Annotated in this window: 22 protein-coding genes; 16 read left to right on the top strand and 6 right to left on the bottom strand. The window is 70.9% G+C overall.

All coding sequences use genetic code 11. The features are described from left to right. The first annotated feature begins 54 nt into the window (after positions 1–54). The 3 genes from IPG72_15650 to IPG72_15640 are packed head-to-tail and all read left to right on the top strand — an operon-like array spanning position 55 to position 4624. The gene (locus IPG72_15650) at positions 55–1116 is read left to right on the top strand and encodes a dihydroorotate dehydrogenase (protein MBK6770412.1); all 1062 of its coding nucleotides are present in this window, start codon (positions 55–57) and stop codon (positions 1114–1116) included. A gap of 8 nt (positions 1117–1124) precedes the next feature. Beyond that, on the top strand, positions 1125–1832 hold the full coding sequence (locus tag IPG72_15645) for a dihydroorotate dehydrogenase electron transfer subunit (GenBank protein MBK6770411.1): 708 nt from the start codon (positions 1125–1127) through the stop codon (positions 1830–1832). A gap of 47 nt (positions 1833–1879) precedes the next feature. Continuing rightward, positions 1880–4624: an FG-GAP repeat protein gene (locus tag IPG72_15640; protein MBK6770410.1), complete on the top strand. Its 2745-nt coding sequence runs from the start codon at positions 1880–1882 to the stop codon at positions 4622–4624. Positions 4625–4676: 52 nt separating this feature from the next. Here IPG72_15640 and xseA read toward each other — a convergent pair whose 3' ends face one another. From xseA to IPG72_15625, 3 genes are read right to left on the bottom strand one after another with little or no spacing between them, the layout of a single operon-like run. Beyond that, positions 4677–5882 carry an exodeoxyribonuclease VII large subunit gene (gene xseA, locus IPG72_15635; GenBank protein MBK6770409.1) on the bottom strand — a complete coding sequence of 402 codons (1206 nt, stop codon included), beginning with the start codon at positions 5880–5882 and terminating at the stop codon, positions 4677–4679. Then, positions 5870–7171 carry a metallophosphoesterase gene (locus IPG72_15630; GenBank protein MBK6770408.1) on the bottom strand — a complete coding sequence of 434 codons (1302 nt, stop codon included), beginning with the start codon at positions 7169–7171 and terminating at the stop codon, positions 5870–5872. Before IPG72_15630 ends, xseA begins: the two co-directional genes overlap by 13 nt. Before the next feature lie 5 nt (positions 7172–7176). Then, positions 7177–9096, bottom strand: coding sequence for an ATP-binding protein (locus IPG72_15625; GenBank protein ID MBK6770407.1), 1920 nt, complete (start codon positions 9094–9096; stop codon positions 7177–7179). A 244-nt stretch (positions 9097–9340) separates the two neighbouring features. Between IPG72_15625 and IPG72_15620 the strand changes: the two genes are divergently transcribed. The 10 genes from IPG72_15620 to atpC all read left to right on the top strand — a co-directional run bounded on the left by IPG72_15620 (position 9341) and on the right by atpC (position 17690). Beyond that, complete coding sequence (locus IPG72_15620; protein MBK6770406.1) at positions 9341–10444, top strand: hypothetical protein; 1104 nt, start codon at positions 9341–9343, stop codon at positions 10442–10444. A gap of 79 nt (positions 10445–10523) precedes the next feature. Beyond that, positions 10524–10805, top strand: a complete 282-nt coding sequence (locus IPG72_15615) for an AtpZ/AtpI family protein (GenBank protein ID MBK6770405.1) — start codon at positions 10524–10526, stop codon at positions 10803–10805. Next, positions 10793–11869: a F0F1 ATP synthase subunit A gene (locus IPG72_15610; GenBank protein MBK6770404.1), complete on the top strand. Its 1077-nt coding sequence runs from the start codon at positions 10793–10795 to the stop codon at positions 11867–11869. Before IPG72_15615 ends, IPG72_15610 begins: the two co-directional genes overlap by 13 nt. Before the next feature lie 106 nt (positions 11870–11975). Beyond that, positions 11976–12218, top strand: a complete 243-nt coding sequence (atpE, locus tag IPG72_15605; protein ID MBK6770403.1) for an ATP synthase F0 subunit C — start codon at positions 11976–11978, stop codon at positions 12216–12218. Positions 12219–12278: 60 nt separating this feature from the next. After that, entirely contained in the window at positions 12279–12776 is a 498-nt protein-coding gene (gene atpF, locus IPG72_15600) for a F0F1 ATP synthase subunit B (protein ID MBK6770402.1), read from the top strand. Beyond that, positions 12773–13132, top strand: coding sequence for a F0F1 ATP synthase subunit delta (locus tag IPG72_15595; GenBank protein ID MBK6770401.1), 360 nt, complete (start codon positions 12773–12775; stop codon positions 13130–13132). Before atpF ends, IPG72_15595 begins: the two co-directional genes overlap by 4 nt. Positions 13133–13283: 151 nt before the next feature. After that, positions 13284–14792: a F0F1 ATP synthase subunit alpha gene (locus IPG72_15590; GenBank protein ID MBK6770400.1), complete on the top strand. Its 1509-nt coding sequence runs from the start codon at positions 13284–13286 to the stop codon at positions 14790–14792. Positions 14793–14796: 4 nt separating this feature from the next. Next, positions 14797–15678, top strand: a complete 882-nt coding sequence (atpG, locus tag IPG72_15585; GenBank protein ID MBK6770399.1) for an ATP synthase F1 subunit gamma — start codon at positions 14797–14799, stop codon at positions 15676–15678. 112 nt (positions 15679–15790) lie between these two features. Continuing rightward, entirely contained in the window at positions 15791–17197 is a 1407-nt protein-coding gene (atpD, locus tag IPG72_15580; GenBank protein ID MBK6770398.1) for a F0F1 ATP synthase subunit beta, read from the top strand. A 70-nt stretch (positions 17198–17267) separates the two neighbouring features. Then, the gene (atpC, locus tag IPG72_15575; GenBank protein ID MBK6770397.1) at positions 17268–17690 is read left to right on the top strand and encodes an ATP synthase F1 subunit epsilon; all 423 of its coding nucleotides are present in this window, start codon (positions 17268–17270) and stop codon (positions 17688–17690) included. Between the two features lie 77 nt (positions 17691–17767). On the opposite strand, the gene IPG72_15570 is transcribed toward atpC, so the two are convergent. The 3 genes from IPG72_15570 to IPG72_15560 are packed head-to-tail and all read right to left on the bottom strand — an operon-like array spanning position 17768 to position 19978. Next, entirely contained in the window at positions 17768–18646 is an 879-nt protein-coding gene (locus IPG72_15570) for a metal ABC transporter permease (GenBank protein MBK6770396.1), read from the bottom strand. Beyond that, the gene (locus IPG72_15565; GenBank protein ID MBK6770395.1) at positions 18639–19568 is read right to left on the bottom strand and encodes a metal ABC transporter ATP-binding protein; all 930 of its coding nucleotides are present in this window, start codon (positions 19566–19568) and stop codon (positions 18639–18641) included. Before IPG72_15565 ends, IPG72_15570 begins: the two co-directional genes overlap by 8 nt. Beyond that, positions 19550–19978: a transcriptional repressor gene (locus IPG72_15560; protein ID MBK6770394.1), complete on the bottom strand. Its 429-nt coding sequence runs from the start codon at positions 19976–19978 to the stop codon at positions 19550–19552. The genes IPG72_15565 and IPG72_15560 overlap by 19 nt, the downstream gene beginning before the upstream one ends. A 154-nt stretch (positions 19979–20132) precedes the next feature. Here IPG72_15560 and IPG72_15555 point away from each other — a divergent pair, with 154 nt between their 5' ends. Genes IPG72_15555 through nrfD form a run of 3 tightly spaced genes read left to right on the top strand, consistent with a single transcriptional unit; the run spans position 20133 to position 24507 of the window. Next, complete coding sequence (locus IPG72_15555) at positions 20133–20867, top strand: SDR family oxidoreductase (GenBank protein MBK6770393.1); 735 nt, start codon at positions 20133–20135, stop codon at positions 20865–20867. Beyond that, positions 20864–22735, top strand: coding sequence for a VWA domain-containing protein (locus IPG72_15550; GenBank protein ID MBK6770392.1), 1872 nt, complete (start codon positions 20864–20866; stop codon positions 22733–22735). The genes IPG72_15555 and IPG72_15550 overlap by 4 nt, the downstream gene beginning before the upstream one ends. Further along, positions 22732–24507 carry a polysulfide reductase NrfD gene (gene nrfD / locus IPG72_15545; GenBank protein ID MBK6770391.1) on the top strand — a complete coding sequence of 592 codons (1776 nt, stop codon included), beginning with the start codon at positions 22732–22734 and terminating at the stop codon, positions 24505–24507. Before IPG72_15550 ends, nrfD begins: the two co-directional genes overlap by 4 nt. Positions 24508–24512 lie beyond the last annotated feature (5 nt).

Raw genomic sequence — 24512 nt, 5'->3', positions numbered from 1 at the left:
GCATCCGCATGACCGTCTTCGCCGCCGCCCGAACCATTCGGTACAATGGCGCCGATGTCAGATGCCGTGCGTGATGCCCTTCCGAACTCCGACTCGGCGCTCGAGCCGACCGTCGACGTGACCGTCGACCTGTGCGGCGTCCGTCTGCCCAACCCGCTCGTCCTGGCCTCCGGCATCCTCGGCACGCACGCCTCGCTCATGCACCGCGTCGCGCTCGCCGGCGCCGGCGCGATCACGGCCAAGAGCTGCGGCCCCGCGCCGCGCGGCGGTCACGTGAACCCGAGCTGCGTCGCATGGGACCACGGCCTGCTGAATGCGATCGGCCTCGCGAACCCTGGTGCAATCGATGAGGTCGCCCTCCTCGTCGCGACGAAGCATCTTCTGGCCCCGCTCGGCGTCCCGCTCATCGCCAGCATCTTCGCCGACGACGTCGATGGCTTCGCGCGCGTCGCTGCGACGATCGCCGCCGCCCAGCCCGACCTCCTCGAGGTGAACATCAGCTGCCCGAACGTCGCCAGCGAGTTCGGCGAGCCGTTTGCGGCCTCGTGCGCCTCCGCGTCAGCCGTGACGGCGGCGGTTCGCGCCGCCGTCGACATGCCGATCATCGTCAAGCTCGCCCCGAACGTCGCCGACCTCGCCCGCATCGCCCAAGCCGTCGTCGACGCCGGTGCGGACGCGATCTGTGCGATCAACACGATGCCGGGGCTCATCGTCGATGCCGAGAGCGGCCGACCGGTCCTGGCGAACCGGACCGGCGGCATCTCGGGCGCCGCCCTCAAGCCCGTCGCGCTGTACGCGGTCGACGTCATCGCCCGTGCCGTCCGCGTGCCCATCATCGGCACCGGCGGCATCGGTTCGGCCGTCGACGTCGTCGAGATGCTCTCGGCCGGCGCGACGGCCGTCGGCATCGGCTCGGCCGTCTACGGCGCCGGTCCGGACGTGTTCGGTGCGATCGCGCGCGACCTTGTGCGCTGGCTTGACGAGCGCAACTTGACGGTCGCCGACATCCGCGGCCGGACGCAGCGCGCCCCGTCGTGGCCGGAGGCGGCGACGCCGGCGCCGGTGCCGCAAGGGGATCACGCGCCCGCCGCGAACCAGCGGCCGGTCCTCCGATGAACGGCGCCGTGCTGCCCCGACCGCTGCGCCTGGCCGCCGTCCGCGACGAGAACGCCCGCACGCGCACGTTTATCTTCGACGCGGCGATCGACGCCGCGCCCGGCCAGTTCGCGATGCTCTGGCTGCCCGGACTGGACGAGAAGCCGTTCAGCCTGCTGGACACCGACCCGGTGTCGTTCGCCATCGCCGCCGTCGGGCCGTTCACGCGGGCGTTGCACCGGCTGTCCGTCGGCGATACGGTGTGGCTGCGCGGCCCGTTCGGCACGCCGTTCGCTTTGACCGGCGACGACCACGTGCTCGTCGGCGGCGGCTACGGCGTCGCGCCGCTCCTGCTGCTCGCCCGCCAAGCGCTGGCCAAGGGCAACCGCGTGCGCACCGTCATCGGCGCGCGGACGGCCGGCGAGCTGCTGCTCGTCGACGCGACGCGGGCCGCGGGGGCGACGGTGGCCGTCACGACGGAGGACGGCAGCGCGGGCGATCGGGGGCGCGTGACGGACGTCGTGGGCCGCTGGCTGGCGGACGATCGACCGGCTACGCTCTACGCGTGCGGGCCGCACGGCATGCTGGCCGCCCTGCGGGACCAGGCCGGCAGCGCCGGCGTGCCGAGTCAGCTGTCATGGGAGGCCTACATGCGCTGCGGGATCGGGATCTGCGGCAGCTGCGAGCACGATGGGATGTTGTTGTGTGCGGATGGGCCGGTGCTGTGCGCAGGGTAATGGGGGGTGGAGCGATCACGATCATCGCTGTCGCGACGTTGGCGACGATGCCGCATGTCCGTCGCGCCGACATCGCGTCCGGCCAGCGCGCCCGTCCGCCGATCGCGGCGCGGATCGTGGGGCTGCGGGGGGCGAGCGCCGTGGCGCCCGAGAACACGCTGGCGGCCGTTCGACAGGCAGTGGCCGAGGGAGCTGGTGCGGTGTGGGTCGATGCCCGGGTGACGAGCGACGGCGTGGCGGTGCTGCTGCGGGACGCGACGCTCGATCGCACCTCGGGCTGCCAGGGTGAGGTCGCGGCGCAGACCGCTGCGCAGGTTACGGCATGCGACGCCGGCACGAAGTTCGATGCCCGATTCAGCGGAGAACGCGTCCCGCGGCTCGCCGATGTCGTCGGTGTGCTCGGCGGCGCCCGGCTGATCGTGGATCTGGCGTACGCCGGATCTGACGGGGATGCGGCGGTGGTCGCGGCGCTGGCGGGCGCGGCATCGATCGACGTGACGGTCGTCAGCGACCGCTCGGCCTCGTTGGCGGCGGTGAAGGCGGCGCGGTCCGGCACACACGGCTGGCTGCGCGTCGACCGCGGTGCCGACTGGGCGCAGGCGCGCGCGGCTGGTGCGGATGGGGTGTCCATGCCTGGCGAACTCGTGACGAATGCCGACATCGCGGCCGCCAAGGTCGCTGGACTGCAGGTGGCGGTGCACGATCCGGCCGACGAGGTGGCGCTTGTCGACGCGCTGTTGTACGGTGCCGACGCCGTGGCGGTGACGCGGGTCGGGCCGAGTGTCTGGGCCGCCGGCCTGACGTTCCGAACCCTCGACGGCCGCGACTTCGGCCGACCGAACGCGTCGCAGACGGGCTTCGGCCAGCTGATGGCCAGCGGCGACGTGAACGGCGACGGCATCATGGACCTCGTGATCGGCGCGCCGCAGGACAGCCAGCGGGCGGCGGCGGCCGGCTGGCTCGGCGTGGCGCTCGGCGGCAGCGACTTCCCGCGGCGCCTTTCCACGGCCACGATGGCCGAGCCGGACGGCCAGTGGGGTGCGGTGGTTGCGGTGGGGGACTTCAACGGCGATGACAACGATGACCTCGTCATCGGCTACCCGCGCAGCGACCGGCTCGGCAACGATGCCGGCGGCCTTTGGCTGTGGGACGGCTCGGTGAACGGGATGCGCAGCCAGCCGCTGCCGTTCGGCCCGGCGGTTGGCGCCGGCGCGCAGTTGGGCGCAGTGCTCGCCGTCGGCGACGTGAACGGCGACGGCATCGACGACCTCATCGCCGGCGCGCCGGGCACGAACGTGAATGGCCGGCCGGGCGCCGGCCGGGTCTACGTCCTCGCCGGACGCCTCGATGCCGGACCGACGATCGGCGGCGCGCTCACGCTCGACCGCTCACTCGACGAGGTCCCGGGCGACCCCACCACGCGAGAGGGCTTTGGCGCCTCGGTCGCGCTGTCGGACCTCGACGGCGACAGCCTTGCCGACATCGTGGTTGGCGTTCCGGAGGCCGAGGTGGACGGAGCGCGCGGCGCCGGCCAGCTGATCGTCTTCAAGAGCATGGGCGAGGACATGACCGGCGCGCTGACGTTCGACGAGATGGCCGTCTCGACGATCGATCGCAGCGATGCGGATGTCCCGGACGAGGCGCTGCGGGCCGACAATTGGGGCGCACGCCTCCACGTCGCGGACATCGACCGCGATGGTTTCGGCGATCTCATCGTCCCCGACCCGAACGCCACCGTGGCCGAGGCACGCGAGGCGGGCGACGTGACGCTGCTCTTCGGCAGCGCGACGGGTCGTGACCCGGCGCGGACGGTTGCCGTGCACCAGGACAGCGGCCTGCTGCCCGATGAGGCGCAGGCGCGCGACCGCTTCGGCGCGTCGCTGGCGCTCGGCGACATCGACGGCGATGCGCTGCCCGATCTGATCATCGGCGCGCCCGGCGAAGAACGGCGGCGGTTGCCGGGCGTCGGACTCGTCACAACCGTCTGGAACTCGGCGCACGGCGTCGAGCCGCGGGCCGCGGCCGGCGTGGCGCCTGACATCTGGCCGCTGCGGTCCGCCTTGGCCAACGGCCTTGGGTTCGGCAGCGCCGTGGCGGCGGGCGACTTCAACGGCGATGGCGTGGCGGATCTGGCCATCGCGAACCCGAACCAGACGATCGACGGCGTGCCGTTCGCGAACGCGCTCGTCATGGCCTGGGGCTGGAGCGCCACGCTGCCCGGCGTGCCCCCCGCCAGCCCGACCCCGCGAGCCAGCGCCACGCCGACCGCATCGCCCACCGGCCCGACGCCGACCGCATCGCCCACCGGCCCGACACCGACGCCTGAGCCGGCAACCGCGACGCCGGTCGGCCCGACGTCGACGCCGACGCGCACGCCGCGTCCGTTGCGTCCGGCGTACTTGCCGTATTCGGCGCGGGTGCACTTCCTGGGGCGGTACGGGCCGGGGGTGCCCCTACAGGTTCACCGCCCCCACATCGTTCCCCGACGCATCCACCTGGCGGATCTTCAGCTCGACCTGCTCGAGCAACAACGCGCACCGCTGGGCAAGTACCAGGCCGCGCTCGTACGCTGCGACGGCCTGCTCCAGCGGCAGATCGCCGTTCTCGAGCTGTTGGACGGTGGTCTCGAGCCGGGCGAACGCGTCTTCAAAGCCGAGCGCGGCCACGTCTTCGGTCGCCGATTCGGGGGCGGCCGCCACGTCGGGGTGGCGAGCGACGTGCGTGGGGTTGAATCGGCGGTCCATCGACGGTCTCCTTGGAGCGGATCTGGGCGGACAGGATTCGAAGGCTGACACGATGCGGAGCGGGCACCCGACGGCACCAGCGGGTCGCGGTGCTGCGCGGCTACTCGAACAGGCGGGTCTGACCTTGGACGACGGCGCGCACGTCGCCGTCGGCGAGGCGGATTCGCAGCCCGTCGCCGCCCTTGACGTCGGACGGGCGCCGAACGGTTCGGCCGTCGGAGATGTGCGTGACGTGCGCGAAGCCGCGGCGGAGGATGGCGGTCGGGCTCAGCGCCTCGAGCCGCTGGCGGTGGCCATCAAGGTGGGCGTTGGCGACGGTGAGGCGGCCGGCGAGGGCGCGCTTCAGACGGGCACGGTTCGCGTCGACGCGGGCATGGCGATCGGCGACGGTGCGCGCGGGCGAGACAAGCGCGAGTCGGTGGGTCAAGGATGCCAGGCCGCTGCCGGCCGTGTCCTGCCGCCACCCAAGCTGGCGGGCGAGACGATCCGTCAGATCGTCGACGGCCTGGCGGAGATCGGCCGCGTCGGGCGTGACGCGCTCGGCGGCGGCGGTCGGGGTCGGCATGCGCAGGTCGGCGACGAAGTCGGCGATCGTGAAGTCGGTCTCGTGGCCGACGCCGGACACCGTTGGCACAGGACAGGCGGCGATCGCTCGGGCGACGGCCTCGTCGTTGAACGCCCAGAGATCCTCGATGCTGCCGCCGCCGCGCACGACGAGGACGACGTCGACCGCGGCTCGGGCAATGGCCGTGAGGGCGGCGACGATCTCGGCCGGCGCCTCGGCACCCTGGACGCGCGTCGGCGCGACGAGGACGGTGGCGCAGGGCCAGCGGCGCTGGATCGTCTGCGCCACATCGCGCAGCGCCGCCGCCTGTGGGCTCGTGACGACGCCGATGCGCATCGGATAGGGCGGGAGGGGGCGCTTGCGCGCTTCGTCGAACAGGCCCTCGGCCTCGAGCTGCCGTCGGAGACGCTCGAAGGCCTGCCAGAGATCGCCTTGGCCGGCGGGTTCGACGAAGTCGACGTCCAGCTGAACTTCGCCGCCACGCTCGTACAGACCGACCTTGCCGTGGAAGCGGAAGGCCATCCCGTCCGCCGGCAGCGTCATCTGGTTCAGCGCGACCGCCTTCCACATGACGCACTTGAAGCTGCCGGCCGCGTCCTTGATCGTCCAGTACCAATGGCCGCTCGCGGCCGGCCGGGCATTCGAGACCTCGCCCTCGACCCAGATGTCCTGCAGGCCGGGTTCAGCGCGCAGCACGGACTTCACGCGCAGGCAGAGCTCGCTGACGGTCAGGGCGTCCACGCGGCCTCCGCTTGGTTGGGGTCGATTCCGATCGTATTGACGTCGCCATCGCCGATCGCGACCCCCTCCGTGCCGTCGCTCCGCCCGTCGTCGTGGATCGCCCCCTGCCCGTAGCGTTCGAGGACGAGGGAGCGGGCGGCTTCGACGAGGTCGCGTTCGGCCGGCGAGTCGGCGCGCCCGGCGAGCACGTCGGCGATGCGGGCGATCTCGGCACGCGGGCTGACGCGGCCGGTGGCGCGCACGGCCACGGCGTCGTCGTCGCGCACGACGAGGCGGCGGCGGTCGAGGTCGAAGTAGAAGTTCAGTTCGTTGCCGACGTGCCAGGCCTCGCGCAGCCGGAGCGCGTGGTACGTGGCGCGCGGCAGCGGTCCCTCCAAGCGCAGTTGGAGGATCTGATCGGGCGACGCCAGCCTGCGGATCTGGTCGATGAGCCATGCCGTCGGCTCATCGGCCGGAACGTCCGTGGCGCGGAGCGTGTGACGGCGCATGGGCTGCGGGTCGAGGGGCAGCGCGGTGGCGGTGACGGCGGCCGGACCGCGCTTGTCCGAGGCGATGTCCAGCCGCACGAAGCCGCACTTCACGTCCATCTCGCCGAAGCTGAGGCGCTCCGTCGGGCCCGGGAAGATCACCTTGACGCCGGCGACCTCGGTGATGCGCGCCTCGTGGATGTGCCCGATGAGCACGGCGTCAACGCGGCCCGCGAGGGCGGCGATGGAGGACTTGCGGATCGTTGGCTCCTCGGCCAGCGGGTGGAGCGTGTCCTCGAGGGCATAGTGGGTCACCAGGATGCGAACGTGGGCCTCCGGCGGCGTGACCGCGTCGGCAGCCGAGGCGAGCGGGTCCGCGTCCAGGGCCATGCGTGGGTCGGGCGGCAGGCCGCCGACGGCCACGCGGACGCCGTCGAGGTCGCCGGACCACCACGTAACGGTGGACGGGTCGGTGAAGACGGTCGCCAGGCGGACGGCGTCGAACAAGCGCTGCGGGGTGGCGCCGCCGTGGCGCGACTTCGGGATGTCGTGATTGCCGCCGATGAGGAAGCTCCGGACGCCGGCATCGGCCAGGCGCTGGAACTGGGCGGCGGCCCAGACGAGCTCGACGGCGCGCGGGTTCGGCCCGTCGAACAGGTCTCCGCCGTGGATGTAGCCGTGCGCGCCCTCTTGGATCGCGTAGTCGATCGTCCGCTCGAGGCCGAGCCGGAGGCGGCGCCGGCGCTCGGCCAGCTGGTCGGGCGTCATGCGGGCGTAGTGCTTGTTCAGGTGGCTGTCGGAGGCGAAGATGAGCGTTGGCACGCGCGTCAGATCTCCTCCCGCCACGCCTCGCGCGGCCGTTCGGCCCGCTCGGCGGCGCGGCGGGCGATGACGCCCTCGGTCAGCGCCGCGGCGCGCGCGGCCTCCAGTGCTTCGGCGACCTTGATGTCCGCGCCGCCCTCGGCGCTTCGCCGGCCCGCCACCCGGACCATCACCGGCACGCGCACGAGCGGCCCGAGCACGACGGCCTCGCCGACGTTCAGGCCGGGCAGGTCGGCCAGCAGCGCCTCCGAGACGCTCTCCGACGCGCGGCGGACGGCGCTCTGATCGTCCGGGTTCGTGAGGCGCATGATGATCTGGCTGCCGCACTGGGACAGCGTGTCCGCGTGCACCTTGCCGGGACGCTGCGTGACGAGGACGAGGAAGACGCCGAACTTCCGGCCTTCGGCGGCGATGCGCTTGACTTGCCAGGCCGCCTTCCCTCCCTCCTTGTTGCCGCTGGGCACGACGTTGTGCGCCTCCTCGAGGACGACGAACACCGGCCGGTCGAGGCCGCGGCGTGCGGCGACGTCCCAGAGCTCCTTGAGCACCTTGTTCACGAGGACGTCGCTCACGCGCCGATCGACACCGGCGAGATCGATCGTCGACAGCTGCATCGGGCGGAGCAGCTCGTCAAGCGGGATGCTCTCGAAGCCCCAAATGGGCATCGACGCAATGCGGTTGATGCGCTTGAGCGCCTTGTCCGCGCCACTCATCAGGCTCGGAGTCGGTGCGGGGTCGCCGTCCTCGTCATTGTCGCCGCTGCGCTTGCCCCGTCGGCCCTTGCCGCGTCCGGCGCCCTTGCCGGCGTCGTCGCGCGCGGCGGTCAGGCGGTCGGCGTCGGTGCCGAAGAAGGCGTCGGCGGCGACGCTGCCCGACGCGTCGGGCGCAACGTCGACGTCCAGGTCGTCGAGGCCAGGGACGACGTCCCAGTCATCGCCTCCGCCGCCCGCTGCGCTGAGCGGGCCGATGTCGAAGTCGGTCTCGACCGCCCCGGCGGCCAGCCGGCGCAACTCCGCCACGAGCTGGCGGGGAACGAAGTCCCCGGTCAGCCGCTTGTGCGCGACGTGCACGGCATCGCGCAGGTTGGCCCAACTCTCGTCGATGCCGGCGATTTCGCAGATCTCGTCGGGACTCAGATCGGAAAACCGAAGTGTGATCGGTCGCGTGCCGCCGATCGCGTCGTCGCTCAGGCGGTGGACGCCGTCCGTCGGGACGCGGTAGACGGCCACACGTTCCGCGAACGGGGTGGCCCGGCGCTGGGCATCGCGGCGCATGAGAACGTAATCGCTGTTCGGGTCGAACACGAGAACCGTGCCGCCGAGCTCGAGGAGTTGCTCGAGGACGACGCCGACGGTGTAGCTCTTGCCCGCGCCGGTCTGCGCGATGACGGCCAAGTGGCGGTTCAGGCCGTCCGGGTCGAGCAGAACCGGCACTTGCGGTCGGTTGATCAGTGCGCCGAGCTCGATCCCGCTCTTCACGTTGCGGGTGAAGAAGCGTTGGAGCAGGTCATCCGGCGCCCGCTCGACGACGTGCCCCGGCATCGCGGCGCCGCGCGGCACCCGGACGTCGCGCCCGTCGTAGTAGCCGATGACCTTGGCGTCGCCGACGATGACGGGCGGGGCCGCACCGAGCCGGCGCAGGATCGCCTCGACCTCGTTGTAGTTCATGCCGGATGCGAGGAGGCGGTTGTGGACGGAGATCCGGGTCACCTGCGCCAGGACGTCGACGGTGCGGAACCCATCGTCGACCCGCTCCGGGACGTCGCGGAGCACGAGGTACTCCAGGCGCGGCGGCGCCAGGTCGGTCGTCGTGACGAACTGGAACGCATCCGTCCGAACTTCGCCGATGACGTAGCCGATCGCGCCGTCGGTGATGGGGACGGCGGCCGGAACGGCGGATGCATCACGCGGTTGCGGATCGGACATCGGGCGAATGTATCCTCGCGAGACGACTACGGGATGCGAACACGCGTTCGCATGGGATTCTAGCCGGGGGATGAAGGACTGTCTAGTACTCTGTCACTGCACGGTCCGCGGATCACTGACTCTGTCGGATATCCGAAGCGTGTCCAGTGACAGAGTGCTGGGACCGGACGGCAGGACCGAGAAACCGTCGACGTTGTCGACCCACCCCTCGGCCGGACGCAGGCCTGCCCTATACTTCACCCCCATGATCGACCGCGAGATCGACCGCCTGATCCAGGTTCTTGCCCGTCCGGGGCTCAGCCTCGCCGAGGCGGAAGCGTTCATCGGCGCGTTCGACGGCCGCGAGGTTGCGGCCCTGCCGGCCGTGTTCCGCGCGCTCCACGACGCGCCGAACGCCGCCGAGCTGAACGCTGCCGTGCAGGTGCTGCGCCGCTGGTCCACCCTGCCGCTGGCGGCGGCGCTGCCGAAGGCGCTCCACGCGCTGATCCGCGAGGCGGGCGTGAACGATCTGAACAAGATCGCCGCCGCCGGCCTGCTCATGCTGCTCGGCGAGCCTGTCGACGACGTCGAGCTGGCGCAGTCGCTGGACGACCCCGGTGCGCTGGCCGTTGCGTCGCTCGCGGATGCCGTCGCGGCCAGCGTGTCGCCAGCGGCCCTCGTGCACTTCCTCGACACGCTGGCCGACTGGGACGATGGGCGGATCATCGAGCTTTGCCACGACCTGGTCGCGACGCGCGCGCCGGATGCCGGTCGGATCCTTGGGCCGCTCGTTTGCTCGCCCAACCGGGACGTCGCCATCGCTGCGCTGGCGGCCGTCGAACGGCTGGCTGCCGGTCCCGCGCGCCGTTCGATCGCGGTTGCGGCGCGCGCCCATTCGGACGAGGACGTGCGGCGACAGGCGGAGTTGACGCTCGGGCGGCTGGCGGCCATCGCACCGGGCGGCGGCAGCGGGGGGGAATCCCGGACGGGTGGCGGCGCTTCGGCCGGCGAGGCGCCCGTGAACGGCACACGCAGCGGCCCGCGTGTCTGGGTGTCGTCGGAGGGCGAACGCCGGGCCGTCGTCCTGGCCGCGGCCGCCGGTGACGACGGGGCGAGCGACATCTTCACGGCGGTCGTTTCGCCGGACGGGATCGTGAGCTACGCCGCGGCCGAGCGTGTCGGCTCGGAGGGGGTCGAGTACGTTCTGGCGCAGCTGGCGTCGGGAGGGCTCGGCGTCGTCGATGTCGAGATCAGCGCCGCCGAGGCCGTCCTGAGCCAGGCGACGGCGCGGACGCTCGTCGGTGGCGCCGTCCGGTCGGTTGGCTACGCGGCGTGGGGGGCGTGGCTGCCGTGCGAGCCGGCGGGTTGATCGACCGCAAACTTGCCCGACCGCCGGCGCATGATATACTCCCGCGCCGGAACGAAATGGGTCCGCGCGGAGGTGCCCGATGACGAACGGGCAGGTCGCGCTGCTGGCTTCGCAGTTGGCATGGACGTTGGCGTTCATGGTGTTGATTCCGGCCGGTGTCGGCGTCTTGATCGATCGCCGATTCGGCACCGCGCCGTGGGCGATCCTGGTAGGTGCGCTTGCCGGGATCATTTTTGCGACCATCGGCATCACACGGCGTGTGTTGAGACACTACGAGGCCTTGGCGCCGCGCGAACCGCGGCCGGACGGCGACGGCGTCGCTGAAGAGGGCCCGGAGGAGGATTCCGAGTGGGCTGGTTGAAGAGCAAGAAGTTCTGGATCAGCTTGGTGGTGTTGGCGATCATGATCGCCAGCGCGTTCTACATCAAGGTCCCGCTGCCGCACATCCAGGTGCCGCCGGAAACGCTGTTCATGATGGGCCCCGTGCCGTTCACGAACACGATGCTGGCCCTGTTGCTGGCGGATGTCGTCCTCATCGTCATGGCCTTCCTGGCGACGCGGAAGTTGGAGATGGTCCCGCGCGGCCTCCAGAACTTCTTCGAGATCGTGATCGACTTCTGGCAGACGCAGTCGCTCAACCACATCGGTGAGAAGATGACGCGGGCTTGGCTGCCGCTCGTCCTCACCGTGTTCTTCATGGTCTGGTTCTCGAACTACTCGCACTTCTTGCCGGGCTTCGACACGATCGGCATCCTGTGCAAGGCGGGCGAGTGCCCGGGCGAGCCCGGCGCGGCGCATGCGGCCGCGGACGACCACGCCGAGGAAGGCGCACCCGCCGCCGAAAGCGTTGCGGCCGCCGAGGGCGAAGAGCACGCCGCGCCCGAGGGTCCGACGCATACTTACTTCAAGGTCACCGACTGGAACGGCATCGGCCTCATCACGGCCCGCTATCCGGAGGACGCGTCGGAGGAAGAGAAGCACGCCGAGGGTCGGGTGCTCGTCCCGTTCCTCCGCGTTGCCGCCTCCGACCTGAACATGCCGCTCGCACTCGCCCTCATCGCCTTCCTCGTCATCGAGTTCGCCGGCTTCAAGGCCCTCGGCTTCGGCTACCTCGGGAAGTTTTTCAACTTCAAAGAGGGCGGCATCATGATGGGCGTCGGCTTGCTCGAGCTCGTCAGCGAGATCATGCGCATCATCACGTTCAGCTTCCGGTTGTTCGGCAACGTGTTCGCCGGGCAGACGCTGTTGTTCGTCTTTCCGTTCCTGGTCCCGGCGCTCATGGTGCTGCCGATCTACGGCCTCGAGTTGTTCGTCGGCCTGATCCAGAGCTATGTCTTCGCGATCCTGATCCTGGCGTTCATGCAGCAAGCGATCACGGCGCACCACGGTCCCGACCATGGCGACCACGCGGCCGAGCATCACTAGGCACCGAGCGTCACCGGCCACAGTGCAGCGCCGGGTTCACCCCGTGATCCGCGGCCTGCGCGGCAACGACACGCAATCGTCCTGTCCATGAGGAGGAGACTGAACGATGGAACTTGAAGCAGCCAAGGAGCTTGGCAAGCTGATCGGCGCCGGTATCGCCGTCGGCACGGGTGCGATCGGGCCGGGCATCGGCATCGGCTTGGTCGTCAACGGTGCGCTGTTGGCGATGGGGCGCAACCCCGAGGCGAGTGGCGACCTGCGCGCGACGATGCTCCTCGGCATCGTGTTCGCGGAGTCGCTGGCCATCCTGGCGCTCGTCATCTCGCTCGTCCTGCTCTTCGTCATCTAGCTTTCGTGATCTCGACCGTCTGCGACCGGGGCACCCGCCGCCGATCGTAAGGAGCGCGTTGTGGAAAAACTGGGTATCAACATCTATTTGCTCGGGCTGCAGATTCTGCACTTCGTGCTGCTGCTGGTCCTGCTCAGGGCCCTGCTGTACAAGCCGATCCTCGGCTACATGCAGAAGCGCACCGAGCAGATCCGCAGCAGCATGGCCGAGGCCGACAAGGTCCGGCAGCAGGCGGCCGCCGAGCGCGCCACGCTCGAGTCGCAGATCGCCGAGGAGCGCCGCACGAGCCAGGATCGGCTGCGGCAGGCCGTGGCGCGAGGCGAGGAGGCGGCGGATCGCCGACTGGCCGAGGCGACGGCTGAGGCTGAGCAGCTGTTGGCCCGCGCGAGGGCCGAGGCCGAGCAGACCCGCGCCCAGGCGCTGGCCGGCATGCAGAACGACATCGCCGATCTGGCGCTGCTGGCGGCCGGTAAGGTGCTGGGCGAGGCGATCGACGCGGGCAAGCACCGCAAGCTCGTCGACGGCTTCCTCAGCCAGAAGCTGGGCGAATTGGCATGAGCGACCTGCTCGAGGGGCTGAAGGACAAGGCGCGCGACCTCATCGGTGAGGCGGCCAAGTCGATGAACCTCGACGACCTCAAGCGCATGCTCGGCAAGCTCGAGGGCGGCGACGAGGGCGACCGGCGGATCGACGCCGACGTCACGAGCGCCGTGCCGCTGCTCGAGAGCGAGCGCGAGACGATCGACCAACGCTTGAAGGCACGCTACGGGGACGACTTGGCGATCCACTATCGCGTGGACGCCGCCATCCTCGGCGGGCTGATCGTGCGCGTCGGCGATCGCTACATCGATGACAGCGTGGCGTCGCGGCTCGGCCAGCTGCGCGCATCGTTGACGGGAACACAAACCGGGTAGGGGCGACGCATGCGTCGCCCGTGACGCCCGCCGACCGGTGCCGTTCGGATTCCGACCGGTGCCGACGTGACCTGAACGTGCGAGCACGCCTCGTGTGGACCGTGTGGAAAGGGTGAGGATCGTGACAGCAAACGTGCGCGACTGGGCCGCCATGCTGCGGCAACAGATCGAAGGGTTCGAGTCCACCGCCAAGGCGGTCGACGTCGGCACCGTCGTCGAGGTCGGCGATGGCATCGCCCGCGTCGAGGGTCTGCGCGGCTGCCTGATGAGCGAGCTCGTCGAGTTCCCGGGCAAGGAGGGCGGGTCGGTATACGGCATCGCCCTCAACCTCGAGACGGAATCCGTCGGCATCGTCATCCTCGGCGACTTCACGGCGATCGAAGAGGGCGACATTGCCCGCTCGACGGGCCGCGTCATCAGCGTCCCGGTCGGCGACGCGCTCGTCGGGCGCGTCGTGAACGCTCTGGGACAGCCGATCGACGGCAAGGGCCCGATCCGGACGGAGAAGACCCGGCCGATCGAGCGCATCGCCCCGGGCGTGACCGAGCGGCAGAACGTGAAGGAACCCGTGATGACCGGCATCAAGCCGATCGACACGATGATCCCGATCGGCCGCGGGCAGCGTGAGCTGATCATCGGCGACCGCCAGACCGGCAAGACGGCCGTCGCGGTCGACGCGATCATCAACCAGAAGGGCTCCGGCGTCATCTGCATCTACGTCGCCGTCGGCCAGAAGCGGTCGCAGGTCGCGCGCATCGTCGCCCTTCTCGAGGAAAACGGTGCGATGGAGCACACGATCGTCGTCGTCGCGTCGGCGTCGGAGTCGGCCGCGCTCCAGTACATCGCCCCGTACACCGGCACGGCGATGGGCGAGGAGTTCCTCGAATCCGGCCGCCACGCCCTCATCGTCTACGACGACCTCTCGAAGCACGCCACGGCCTACCGCCAGGTGTCGCTCCTGCTGCGCCGCCCGCCGGGCCGCGAGGCGTATCCGGGCGACGTGTTCTACCTCCACTCCCGCCTCCTCGAACGCTCGGCCAAGCTGTCCGACGAGCGCGGCGGCGGCAGCCTGACGTCGCTCCCGATCATCGAGACGCAGCTCGGCGACATGTCGGCCTACATCCCGACGAACGTCATCTCGATCACGGACGGCCAGATCTACCTCGAGCCCAACCTGTTCAACCTCGGCATCCGGCCGGCCGTGAACACCGGCCTCTCGGTGTCCCGGGTCGGCGGCGACGCGCAGTTCAAGGCGATGAAGCAGGTCGCCGGCAAGCTGCGCCTTGAGATGGCCAGCTTCCGCGAGCTCGCCGCGTTCGCCCAGTTCGGCAGCGACTTGGACGCGGCCACGCAGCGCCAGCTCGACCGAGGGCTGCGGCTGCAGGAGGTGCTGAAGCAGGGCCTCTACCAGCCTTGGTCGTTCGCCGACCAGGTCCAGGTGATTTACGCCGTGACGAACAACCACGCCGATGGGGTGCCGGTCGACGGGATGAAGGCCTGGCAGGACGGGCTCGTGAAGTTCATGCGCGACACGTACCCGAACATCGGCCGGGACGTGGAAGAGAAGAAGCAGCTCGACGACGACCTGCGCGGCCAGCTCGACGAGGCCCTCAAGGCCTACAACGCTACGTGGGAAACCATGCGCGGCGGGGGCGCTTAATCCCGTGGCCGGTGGTGCCCGTGAGATCAAGCGCCGCATCCGCTCGGTGTCGAACATCGGCAAGGTGACCCGAGCGATGGAGGCCGTCAGCGCTTCCAAGATGCGCCGGGCGCAGGACGCCACGCTCCGCAGCCGGGCGTATGCGCTCCGGGCGGCTGAGGTGATGGCGCACCTGCAGGCCCAGCCTGGCGGCGTCGGCGTGCGGCACCCGCTCCTGCGGACGGATGTCACGGGCAAGCCCGGCATCGTGCTCATCACGCCCGATCGCGGGTTGACCGGCGGCCTCGTCGTGACGCTGATCCGGTTCGCGATCCGGTCGGCCGAGGCCGAGCTGGGCAAGGACCTGAAGTGGATCGCCCTTGGCCGAAAGGGGCGCGACTTCCTGGCCCGCGCCCGCCGCGACCTCATCGCCGGCTTCGCTCCGCTGCCGGACAACCCGCGGCCGATCGACATCACCGGCGCCGCAAGGCTCGCGATCGACGGCTTCCTCGGTGGAGAGCTCTGCTCGGTGCATCTGGTGTTCGCGGACTACGTGAGCGCGTCCAGGCAAAAGCCGACATTCGTCCAGCTTCTCCCGGTCGTGTTGCCCTCGGACGTCGAGCCGATGCCCTCCGAATTCGAGATCGAGCCCAGCCCGGAAGCCGTGCTCGATGAGCTTTTGCCGCGGCTCGTCGAGCTCCGGATCTACCAAGCGCTGCTCGAAGCGCAGGCCAGCGAGCACTCGGCCCGCATGGTCGCGATGCGCAACGCAACGGACGCGGCCAAGGAGCTTGTGAGCTCGCTCACGCTCGTCTTCAACAAGGCCCGCCAGTCGGGCATCACGAACGAGATCCTCGACATCGCGGGCGGCGCCGAGGCGCTCCGGCAGTCGATGAAGAAGTCATAGGCCCACCGTTCAGGCGTGACTGCGTCGGCAGCCTCATGCGGCGACGTGACTCGACAGTACTCGGCGCGGCCGCGGGCCGCCCCAGACGATATGCAGATTGCGGAGGACAGCCGTGGCCAAGAACGGCAATGCGAACGTCGGTGAGGTAACCCAGGTCCTGGGCTCGGTGGTGGACGTGAAGTTCCCGTCGGACGCCATGCCCGAGACCTATTTCGCCCTCGAGATCGCGGTCGGCGCGGGCGATCCGCTGACCGTCGAGGTGCAGCAGCACCTCGGCGACGGCACCGTCCGCTGCGTGGCCATGGGCTCGACGGACGGCTTGGCGCGCGGCGCCGACGTCGTGAACACCGGTGCACCGATCACCGTGCCCGTCGGCCCGCCGACGCTGGGGCGCATCTTCAACGTGCTCGGCAAGGTCCTCGACCCCGGCGAGCCGGTCAAGGCCGACGTCATGTACCCGATCCACCGCGCTGCGCCGCGGTTCGACGAGCAGAGCACGAAGACCGAGGTCTTCGAGACCGGCCTCAAAGTCATCGACTTGGTGGCACCGTTCACGCGCGGCGGCAAGACCGGCGTCTTCGGCGGCGCGGGCGTCGGCAAGACGGTCATCATCATGGAGATGATCCAGACGATGGCCCTCGAGCACGCCGGCGTCAGCTGTTTCGCCGGCGTGGGCGAGCGCTCCCGCGAGGGGACGCAGCTCTGGGGTGAGATGAAGGAAGCCGGCGTCATGAAGAACGTCGTCATGGTCTTCGGCCAGATGAACGAGCCGCCCGGCGCCCGCCTGCGCGTCGCGCTCACCGCTCTCACGATGGCCGAGTACTACCGCGACCAGGGCATGGACGTGCTCCTGTTCATCGACAACATCTTCCGGTTCGTCCAGGCCGGCTCCGAGGTATCGGCGCTCCTCGGCCGCATGCCGAGCGCCGTCGGCTACCAGCCGACGCTCGGCACGGAGATGGGCCAGCTCCAGGAGCGGATCACCAGCACGAAGAAGGGCGCGATCACGTCGCTCCAGGCCGTGTACGTCCCCGCCGACGACTACACCGACCCCGCGCCGGCCGTGACGTTCGCCCACCTGGACGCCACGATCTCGCTCGAGCGCGCGATCTCCGACCGTGGCATCTACCCCGCCGTCGATCCGCTGGCCTCGTCGAGCCGCGTGCTCGACCCGCTGATCGTCGGCGAAGAGCACTACAACACCGCCCGCGAGGTCCAGCGCATCCTGCAGCGCTACCGCGACCTCCAGGACATCATCGCCATCCTCGGCGTCGACGAGCTCTCCGACGACGACCGCATGCTCGTGTCGCGCGCCCGCAAGATCGAGCGCTTCCTCTCCCAGCCGATGCGCGTGGCCGAGCAGTTCACCGGCATCGCCGGCCGCTACGTCCCGCGCGAGGAGACCGTCCGCGGCTTCAAGGAGATCCTCGAGGGCAAGCACGACGACCTGCCCGAGCAGGCGTTCTACATGGTCGGCGGCATCGACGATGTGATCGAGAAGGCGAAGACGCTGCAGTGATCGTCGCCTCGGTGATCGTCGCCGCTGACGATGCGCGCCGCATCGCGCGCGACCGGTCAAGGAGTCAACCGTGCCGCTAACGCTCAACATCGTGACGATGGAGCGCGAGGTCTACAACGCCGACGATGTCGAGATCGTTGTCGTGCCGGGCAGCGAGGGCGTGATGGGCATCCTGCCGCGCCACGAGCCGATCCTCTCCGCCCTGAAGGAGGGCGAGATCGAGATCGTCCGCCCCGGCCGCCGCGACATCCTGGCGATCGGTGGCGGCTTCGTCGAGGTCCGCGGCCCGCAGGTCCTCATCATGGCCGATGTGGCCGAGCAGTCCGATGAGATCGACCTGGCGCGTGCCGAGCGGGCGCGGGCCGAGGCCCTCGAAGCGCTCGCCAAGGCGCCGGCGCAGGCCGAGCGGCTGGACATGATTCATGCGCTCCGGCGGGCCGAGGCGCGGATCAAGGTGGCGCGACGACGGCGGGGCGACAGCGCCCTCATGTAGGGGCGATGCATGCGTCTGCCCGTGACGTTCGGCGAATCGGAGCGTGGGTTGCGTGCGGGCGGCCACAAGGGCCGCCCCTACACGGATGGGCCTGGCGCGCCCCCCCGCCCCCGCTCGACAACCCCCGTCCAAACGAACGCCGCGCCGAAACACACCGTGCACGGCAGCACGATCGCCGCGCTGGCGGCGATCGAGGCGTAGTACGTCAGGTAGAGGCCGACGAGTCCGGACAGCGCGGCGACCCCGACGCTGACGAGGATCATCGACGGCAAGCGGTCGGTGACGAGGTAGGCCGTCGCCGCGGGCGTGATGAGAAATGCCACCATCAGCACCACCCCGACCGCCTGCAGGCCGACGACGATGGTCAGCGCCAGGAGCACGAGCAGGAGCGCGTCGAGCTTGGCCGTCGGCAGGCGAAGCGTCGTGGCCAGAACGCTGTCGAAGCTGGCGATGACGAGCTCCTTGTAGAGCAGCGCGATGACCGCCAGCACGCCGCCGCCCACCACGGCCATCCGCAGCACGTCGGCCCAGCCGACGGCCAGCAGCTGGCCGATGAGGATGTGCGAGAGGTCGATCCGCACGCCGCGCCGGGAGATCAGGGCGATCCCGAGCGCGAACATCGCCGCAAACACGATGCCGATCGCGCTGTCCTCGCCGACGTCGGCGCGCCGGCGGATCGCGCTGATGCCCAGAGCGGCGACGAGCGCGGCGACGAGCGCCCCGCCGAACATCGCCCCGGCACTCGGCCCGCCGGCGTAGTAGCCGATCGCGACGCCCGGCAGGATCGCGTGCGCCAGCGCGTCGCCGAAGAACGCCATCCGCCGGAGCATGAGGAACGGACCGACGACGCCGCACACCGGAGCGAGGATCGCAACGGCGGCGAATTTCGGCAGCATGAACGCCGCCTGCCACGGCCCCGCGAGCCAATCGACGGCCGCACCGGTCCACTCAGCCACTGCGGTGACCGTGACCGCGGGTGCGCGACTCGTCGGGCTGGGCCTGGGCCGCCGTGCCGCCGGCCGTCCAGCCCACCGAGGGCAATCCGACGGCCGAGCGGGGCGCGATGGCCGGCGCAAGGTGCGCGGCGTGGCCGTCATCGCAGCAGCCGGGATCGGAAACCACACGGCGGCCGTCGGTGCCGTCCACGACCTGCAGTCCGGCGCCGTACGCGCTGATCAGGTTCTTTTCCGACAGCGCCTCGGATGGCGGGCCGTACGCGATCATCCGTCCCGACACGAGCAGCACGGTGTCGAAGCGAGCCTCCGCCAGCGCCAAGTCGTGCAGCGCGACGAGGACCGCCACGCCGTTCGCGGCGAGGTCGTCCATCACATCGACGATCGTCTCGGCGGAACCCGTGTCGAGGTTGTTTAGCGGTTCGTCCATCAGCACGAGGCGCGCTTCCTGGGCCAGCGCGCGGGCGATGAGCATCCGCTGCTGCTGGCCGCCGGAGAGGTCGCGAATCCGCCGGTGCGCGAGGTCGGCGATGCCAACCGCGGACAGCGCCGCGTCCACCGCCGCGTGGTCCGCCGCCCCCGGCCGCCGCAGCCAGCCGACGCGGTGCGCGCGCGCCATGAGGACGACGTCTTCGACGGTGACCGGAAAGCGCCAGTCGAGGCCGGCGCGCTGCGGCACGTACGCCACGCAGCGGTCCCGGCCCGGCGCATGGTCGTGCACGGTGATCCGGCCGCCGGTGATCTCGACGAGGCCGACGATGGCTTTGAGGAACGTGCTCTTGCCGCTGCCGTTCGGGCCGACGACCGCCACGCGCTGGCCCGGATCGACGGTCAGCGTGACGCCGCTGAGCGCGACGCGGACGCCGTAGCGGACGGAGAGGTCCTCGACGGTGAGGATCGGGGCGGTCACGGGCAGGCCGGGCATCGACCGAACAGCTCGAGCAGGTGGCCGTGGATCCGGAAGCCGGTCCGCGCCGCGAGCGTCGTTTCGAGGTCGCCGAGCGGACAATCGTCGAACTCGACGACGGTGCCGCACGCGGCGCAGACAAGGTGGTGGTGGCCGCCTTCCGCCAGGGCGAAGCGCTGCTCCGGGCCGTCGCCGAGGTAGAGCGGGCGGAGGGCGCCGATCCGGACGAGCGCGTCGATCGTCCGGTAGACCGTCGCGCGCCCGAGGTCGGGGCAGATCGCGCGTGCACGCTCCAGCACCTCCGCCGGCGCGAGGTGGGTCTCGCTGGTTTCGAGGACGGTGGCGACGGCGCGGCGCGGCGCGGTCAAGCGCAGGCCGGCGGCCGCAAGACGGTCGGCGAGCGGGGTGGCAAGCGGTGGGTGGTTCATCGGGCCAATCATCGTCTTATTGAGATCGATTCGCAATTGGCCGTGCGTTCGCCCTTTGATCGGACCTCCCATATGATCCGCCACATTCCGATGCGACGATCCATTGGCAATGGGTCGCGGGCAATGTTTCGCGGACGATGAACGGACGGGGCGGATGAGCGGCTTGGCAGAACGAGTGGCAATCATCACCGGCGGTGGCAGCGGCATCGGCCGCGCCGTCGCATCGACGATGGCGGCGCTCGGCGCGCACGTCGTGATCTGCGGCCGCCGGGCGGACGTCGTGACGGAACTCGCGCGCGAGGCCACGAATGCGGGCATGACGATGCGGGCCGTCGCCGCCGACGTCGGTGTCGAGGCCGATGTGACGCGCGTCGTTGCCGAGGCGTACGACAACTACGGGGCGGTCGACATTCTGGTGAACAACGCGGGCGTGTTCGAGGGCGGCGCGATCCATGCCCACGACGTCGACGCCTGGGACCGCGTGATGGCCGCCAACCTGCGCGGGCCGTTCCTGATGAGCCGCGCCGTCCTGCCGATCATGCGCGCCCAGGCGCGGGGGCACATCGTGAACATCAGCTCCGAATCGGGCATCGAGCACTACCCGACGAACGGCGCATACGGCGTGAGCAAGCATGCGCTGAACGCGCTCGGCGAGTACATCCAGCGCGAGAACCAGGACCTCGGGATCCGGGTGAACACGGTCTGCCCGGGCGTCGTCCTGACCGACATGGCGGGCGATCTCGGGCGCGTCGAGCCCGCCAACTGCCTCCTGCCGGAGGACATCGCCGAGCTCGTGCTCTGGCTCGTGACGCGGCGGGAGAACATCAAGATCGGCACGCCGGTGCTCATGCAGACGATGCGGAATCCGTGGCGGGAGGTGACCCAATGACCGGCCGAAAGCGAGTGTCGAACGTCTCGATCGCCTTGGGGGTGATTGTCGCGACGGGCATCGGCACGGGCGCGCTCACCGCGAGGCCAACACGCCACGTTGGCGCCCAGTCGCCGACCTCGACGCCCGTTCCGACAACCGACGCCTCGCCCACCCCCGACGCCTCGCCCACCTCGCCCCCCGACCTCATCCTCGACGGCGGCCGCGTCCAGCTGGCCGGTGTGCACACGTTCGGCCGCGTCGTGCTGAAGAACCGCGGCGTCATCGAGGTCCAGCGCTACTCGGGCACCGGCGACTCCGGGCGCCTCGAGATCCACGCGCAGTGGATCGAGATCGACCGCACGTCGCGGATCATGGGCGACGAGGCCGGCTATCGCGGCATCGTGCGGAACACCGGTGAAGGCCCGGGCGGCGGCGAGGGCGGCCGACAGACGTTCGACGGCGGCGCGGGCGGCGGCTACGGCGGGCGCGGCGGCGACGGGGTGCTGGACGGCGTGCCGACGAGCGGCGCCACGGGCGGCCGGTCGTACGGCACGGCGTGCGGCGACGACATCGAACCGGGCTCGGCCGGCGGTGCGCCGGGCGTGGCGGACTCGGGCGGCGACACGGCCAGGGGCGGCAACGGCGGCGCGGCCGTCGCGCTCATCGCCGACACGGTGCTCATGAGCGGCACGATCACGATGAACGGCGAGGATGGGCTCGTCTCGGCGAACGATTCCGGCGGCGGCGGCGCGGGCGGGGGCATCCTGATCCGCGCGCGGCGGCTGCAGCACAGCGGCCGGATCGACGCGAACGGCGGGATCGGCGCAGACTCGGACGATGGGGGCGGCGGCGGGGGCGGCGGTCGGATCAAGATGACCTACATCGTCGGCAGCCACAGCGCGTCGGCGCTGAGCGTCGACGGCGGCAGGGGAGACGGCAACGGGCGGAACAACAACGGCGGGCGGGGATCGATCTGCATCACCGTTCCGACGCCGACGCCGACGGTCCGGCCGTCGATCACACCGGTCGCCAGCCGGACGAGCACACCGGAGCCGGAGACGGCGACGCCGACCGCCACGGACACCGCCCCGCCGACGGAAACGCCGTCGTCGACGCCGACGCCCACCATGACCGCAACGCCGACGTCAACGTCGACGCCGACGCCGCGTGCGCTCTACCTGCCCCTCGCGCTGCGCGAGCGTTGCCCGGTCGTCGACCTGCGCCCGGTGGCGCTGGCGCTCGTCATCGACGCGTCTTCCAGCATGGACGCGTTGACGCGCGACGGCCGGCCGAAGCGGGACGCGGCGGTCGACGCCGCTCGACAGGTCGTCGCCCTCCTCGGGCGCGGCGTCGCCGGGGACGGCATCGCGATCGTCCGCTTCAACGCCGACGCGGCGGTGCTCTCGCCTCTGACCGCGGACCGCGCCGCCCTCGGCCGGGCGCTGGACGGCCTGACGACGGCCCAAGGCTCGCGCCTCGACACGGGCATCCGCGCCGCCACGGCGCTGCTCTCAGCCACGCCGCCGGACACGATCCGCCTGATGGCCGCCGTGACGGATGGCGAGATCGAAGAGGTGCGGCGGAGCGTCACGGTCGGGGCGGGCGACGAGGCGCGGGCGAACGGCATCGCGCTCCACGTCGTCGGCATCGGCGCCGATCCGCTGAACACGATGATGGTGGCCGTCGCGGGCGACAGCGATCACTATCACGTGGCGCCTGACGCGGAGGACATCGCCCGGATCTTCCGCGAGCTGTCTTTCCTCCCGCCGCCGTGCGGCGGCGGGCTGTTCTGGCCGGCCACGTCGATGTCGTCGCCTTGGCCGGCGTCGGCTGTGTTCGCCCTGGCCGACGTCGAGGACGCTGCGATGATCGGCCACATGCGATGAACTTCGGCTTTCTGATCGACAACCGGAAGTGCATCGGCTGCCATGCCTGTTCGACGGCCTGCAAGCAGGAGAACCAGGTCCCACTCGGCGTGAATCGCACCTGGGTGAAGTACGTCGAAAAGGGGGCGTTCCCGGACACGCGGCGCTTCTTTCAGGTGACGCGCTGCAACCACTGTGCGAACCCGCCGTGCGTCCGGATCTGCCCCGTCACGGCGATGTACCAGCGCACGGACGGCATCGTCGAGTTCGACGGAGACGTCTGCATCGGCTGCAAAGCCTGCCTGCAGGCGTGCCCGTACGACGCGATCTACATGGACCCCGACACCGGCACCGCCGCCAAGTGTCACTTCTGCAGCCACCGCACGGACCTCGGCCTCGAGCCCGCCTGCGGCGTGGTCTGCCCGACCCAGGCGATCGTCTCGGGCGACCTGGACGACCCGTCGAGCACGATCCGCCAGCTCCTCGGCCGCCACGACGTCTCCGTCCGCAAGCCCGAGCAGGGCACGCTGCCGAAGGTCTTCTACATCGACGCCGATGCCGTGACGCTCGTGCCGACGATGTCGTCGGCTGCCGGCGCCTACATGTGGGCGGACCGCGATCCGACGGCGGTGCAGGGCCAATCGGCATCGTCGACGTCGCTATCGGCCCACGGCGCGTCGGGTGCCCCCGACCACACGCTGTCGCACGATCGGGGCGACCCGTCGTCCCGCCGCCACTCGGCCAGCGGCACGCCGCTCCGTTCGCCCGTCCCGCAGGGCGCGCCCGCCACCGGCCCGATCTCGCTCGGCGGCACGATGGCGGGGCACATGGTCCAGACCGGCTACAACGCGCAGCACAGGGCGCCGTGGCACTGGCCGGTGCCGGCGTACCTCGTGACGAAGGCGATCGGGTCGGGCGCGTTCATGCTGCTTGCGGCCCTGTCGCTGACCGGTCGCGCGGACGACCCCGTGTGGGCGACGATCGCCTCGGCCGTGGCTGCGCTGTTCACGGCGATCACGGCCGGCCTCCTCGTCGCCGACCTCGACCGCCCCGAGCGGTTCCTGCGGATCCTCACGCGGCCGCAGTGGCGGTCCTGGCTGACGCGCGGGGCGTTCATCCTGATGGGATTCGGCGCTCGTCGCGACGGCGAACACGGCGCTGGCCGGCGCGACGTGGGCAGGCCTCATCGCCGCCGGCGCCCTCGGCCCGCTGCGCGCGACGCTCCTCGCCGCCGGTGCGGCGCTCGCCGCAGCCAGCGCAGCCTACACCGCGTTCCTGTTCGGCCAAGCCGAGGGCCGCGATCTTTGGCAGAGCCAGTTGCTGCCGGCGCACCTGATCGTCCAAGCCATCGCCGCCGGTGCCGCCGCCCTCCTCGTCGTCGACGCCTTCGCCGTGCCGCTCGACGTCCCGTTCGCCGAGGTCGGTCTGCGCGCGTTCGGCATCGCGTTCTGGGCGATGGCGATCGCCCTCGTCGTCGACGCGCTGCTCATCTTCGGCGGCGAGTTCGCCATGCCGCACGCCACGCGGGAGGGCGCGATCGCGGCGCGCGAGATCACGCACGGGCGCTATCGGCGGCACTTCTGGTGGGGCGCGATCGGCCTCGGACACGTCGTGCCGCTCGTACTCGTCGGCGCGCTCATGGCGATGTCGTCGCTGCCGGCGGAGGCGCGACTCGCGGGCATCGCTGTTGCGGGCGCGGCGGCGATCGTCGGGCTGTTCTGCTACGAGTACGCGTACGTCATGGCGCCGCAGGGGGTGCCGAACGCGTAGCGCGGTGCTGCGGGCATCGGTGAGGCGC

Origin of the sequence: Candidatus Avedoeria danica (genome assembly GCA_016703025.1) — a bacterium.
Lineage (GTDB): Bacteria > Chloroflexota > Anaerolineae > Epilineales > Epilineaceae > Avedoeria > Avedoeria danica.
Note: the sequence above shows the minus strand (reverse complement) of the source record. Positions and strands in the feature narration are given on the sequence as shown.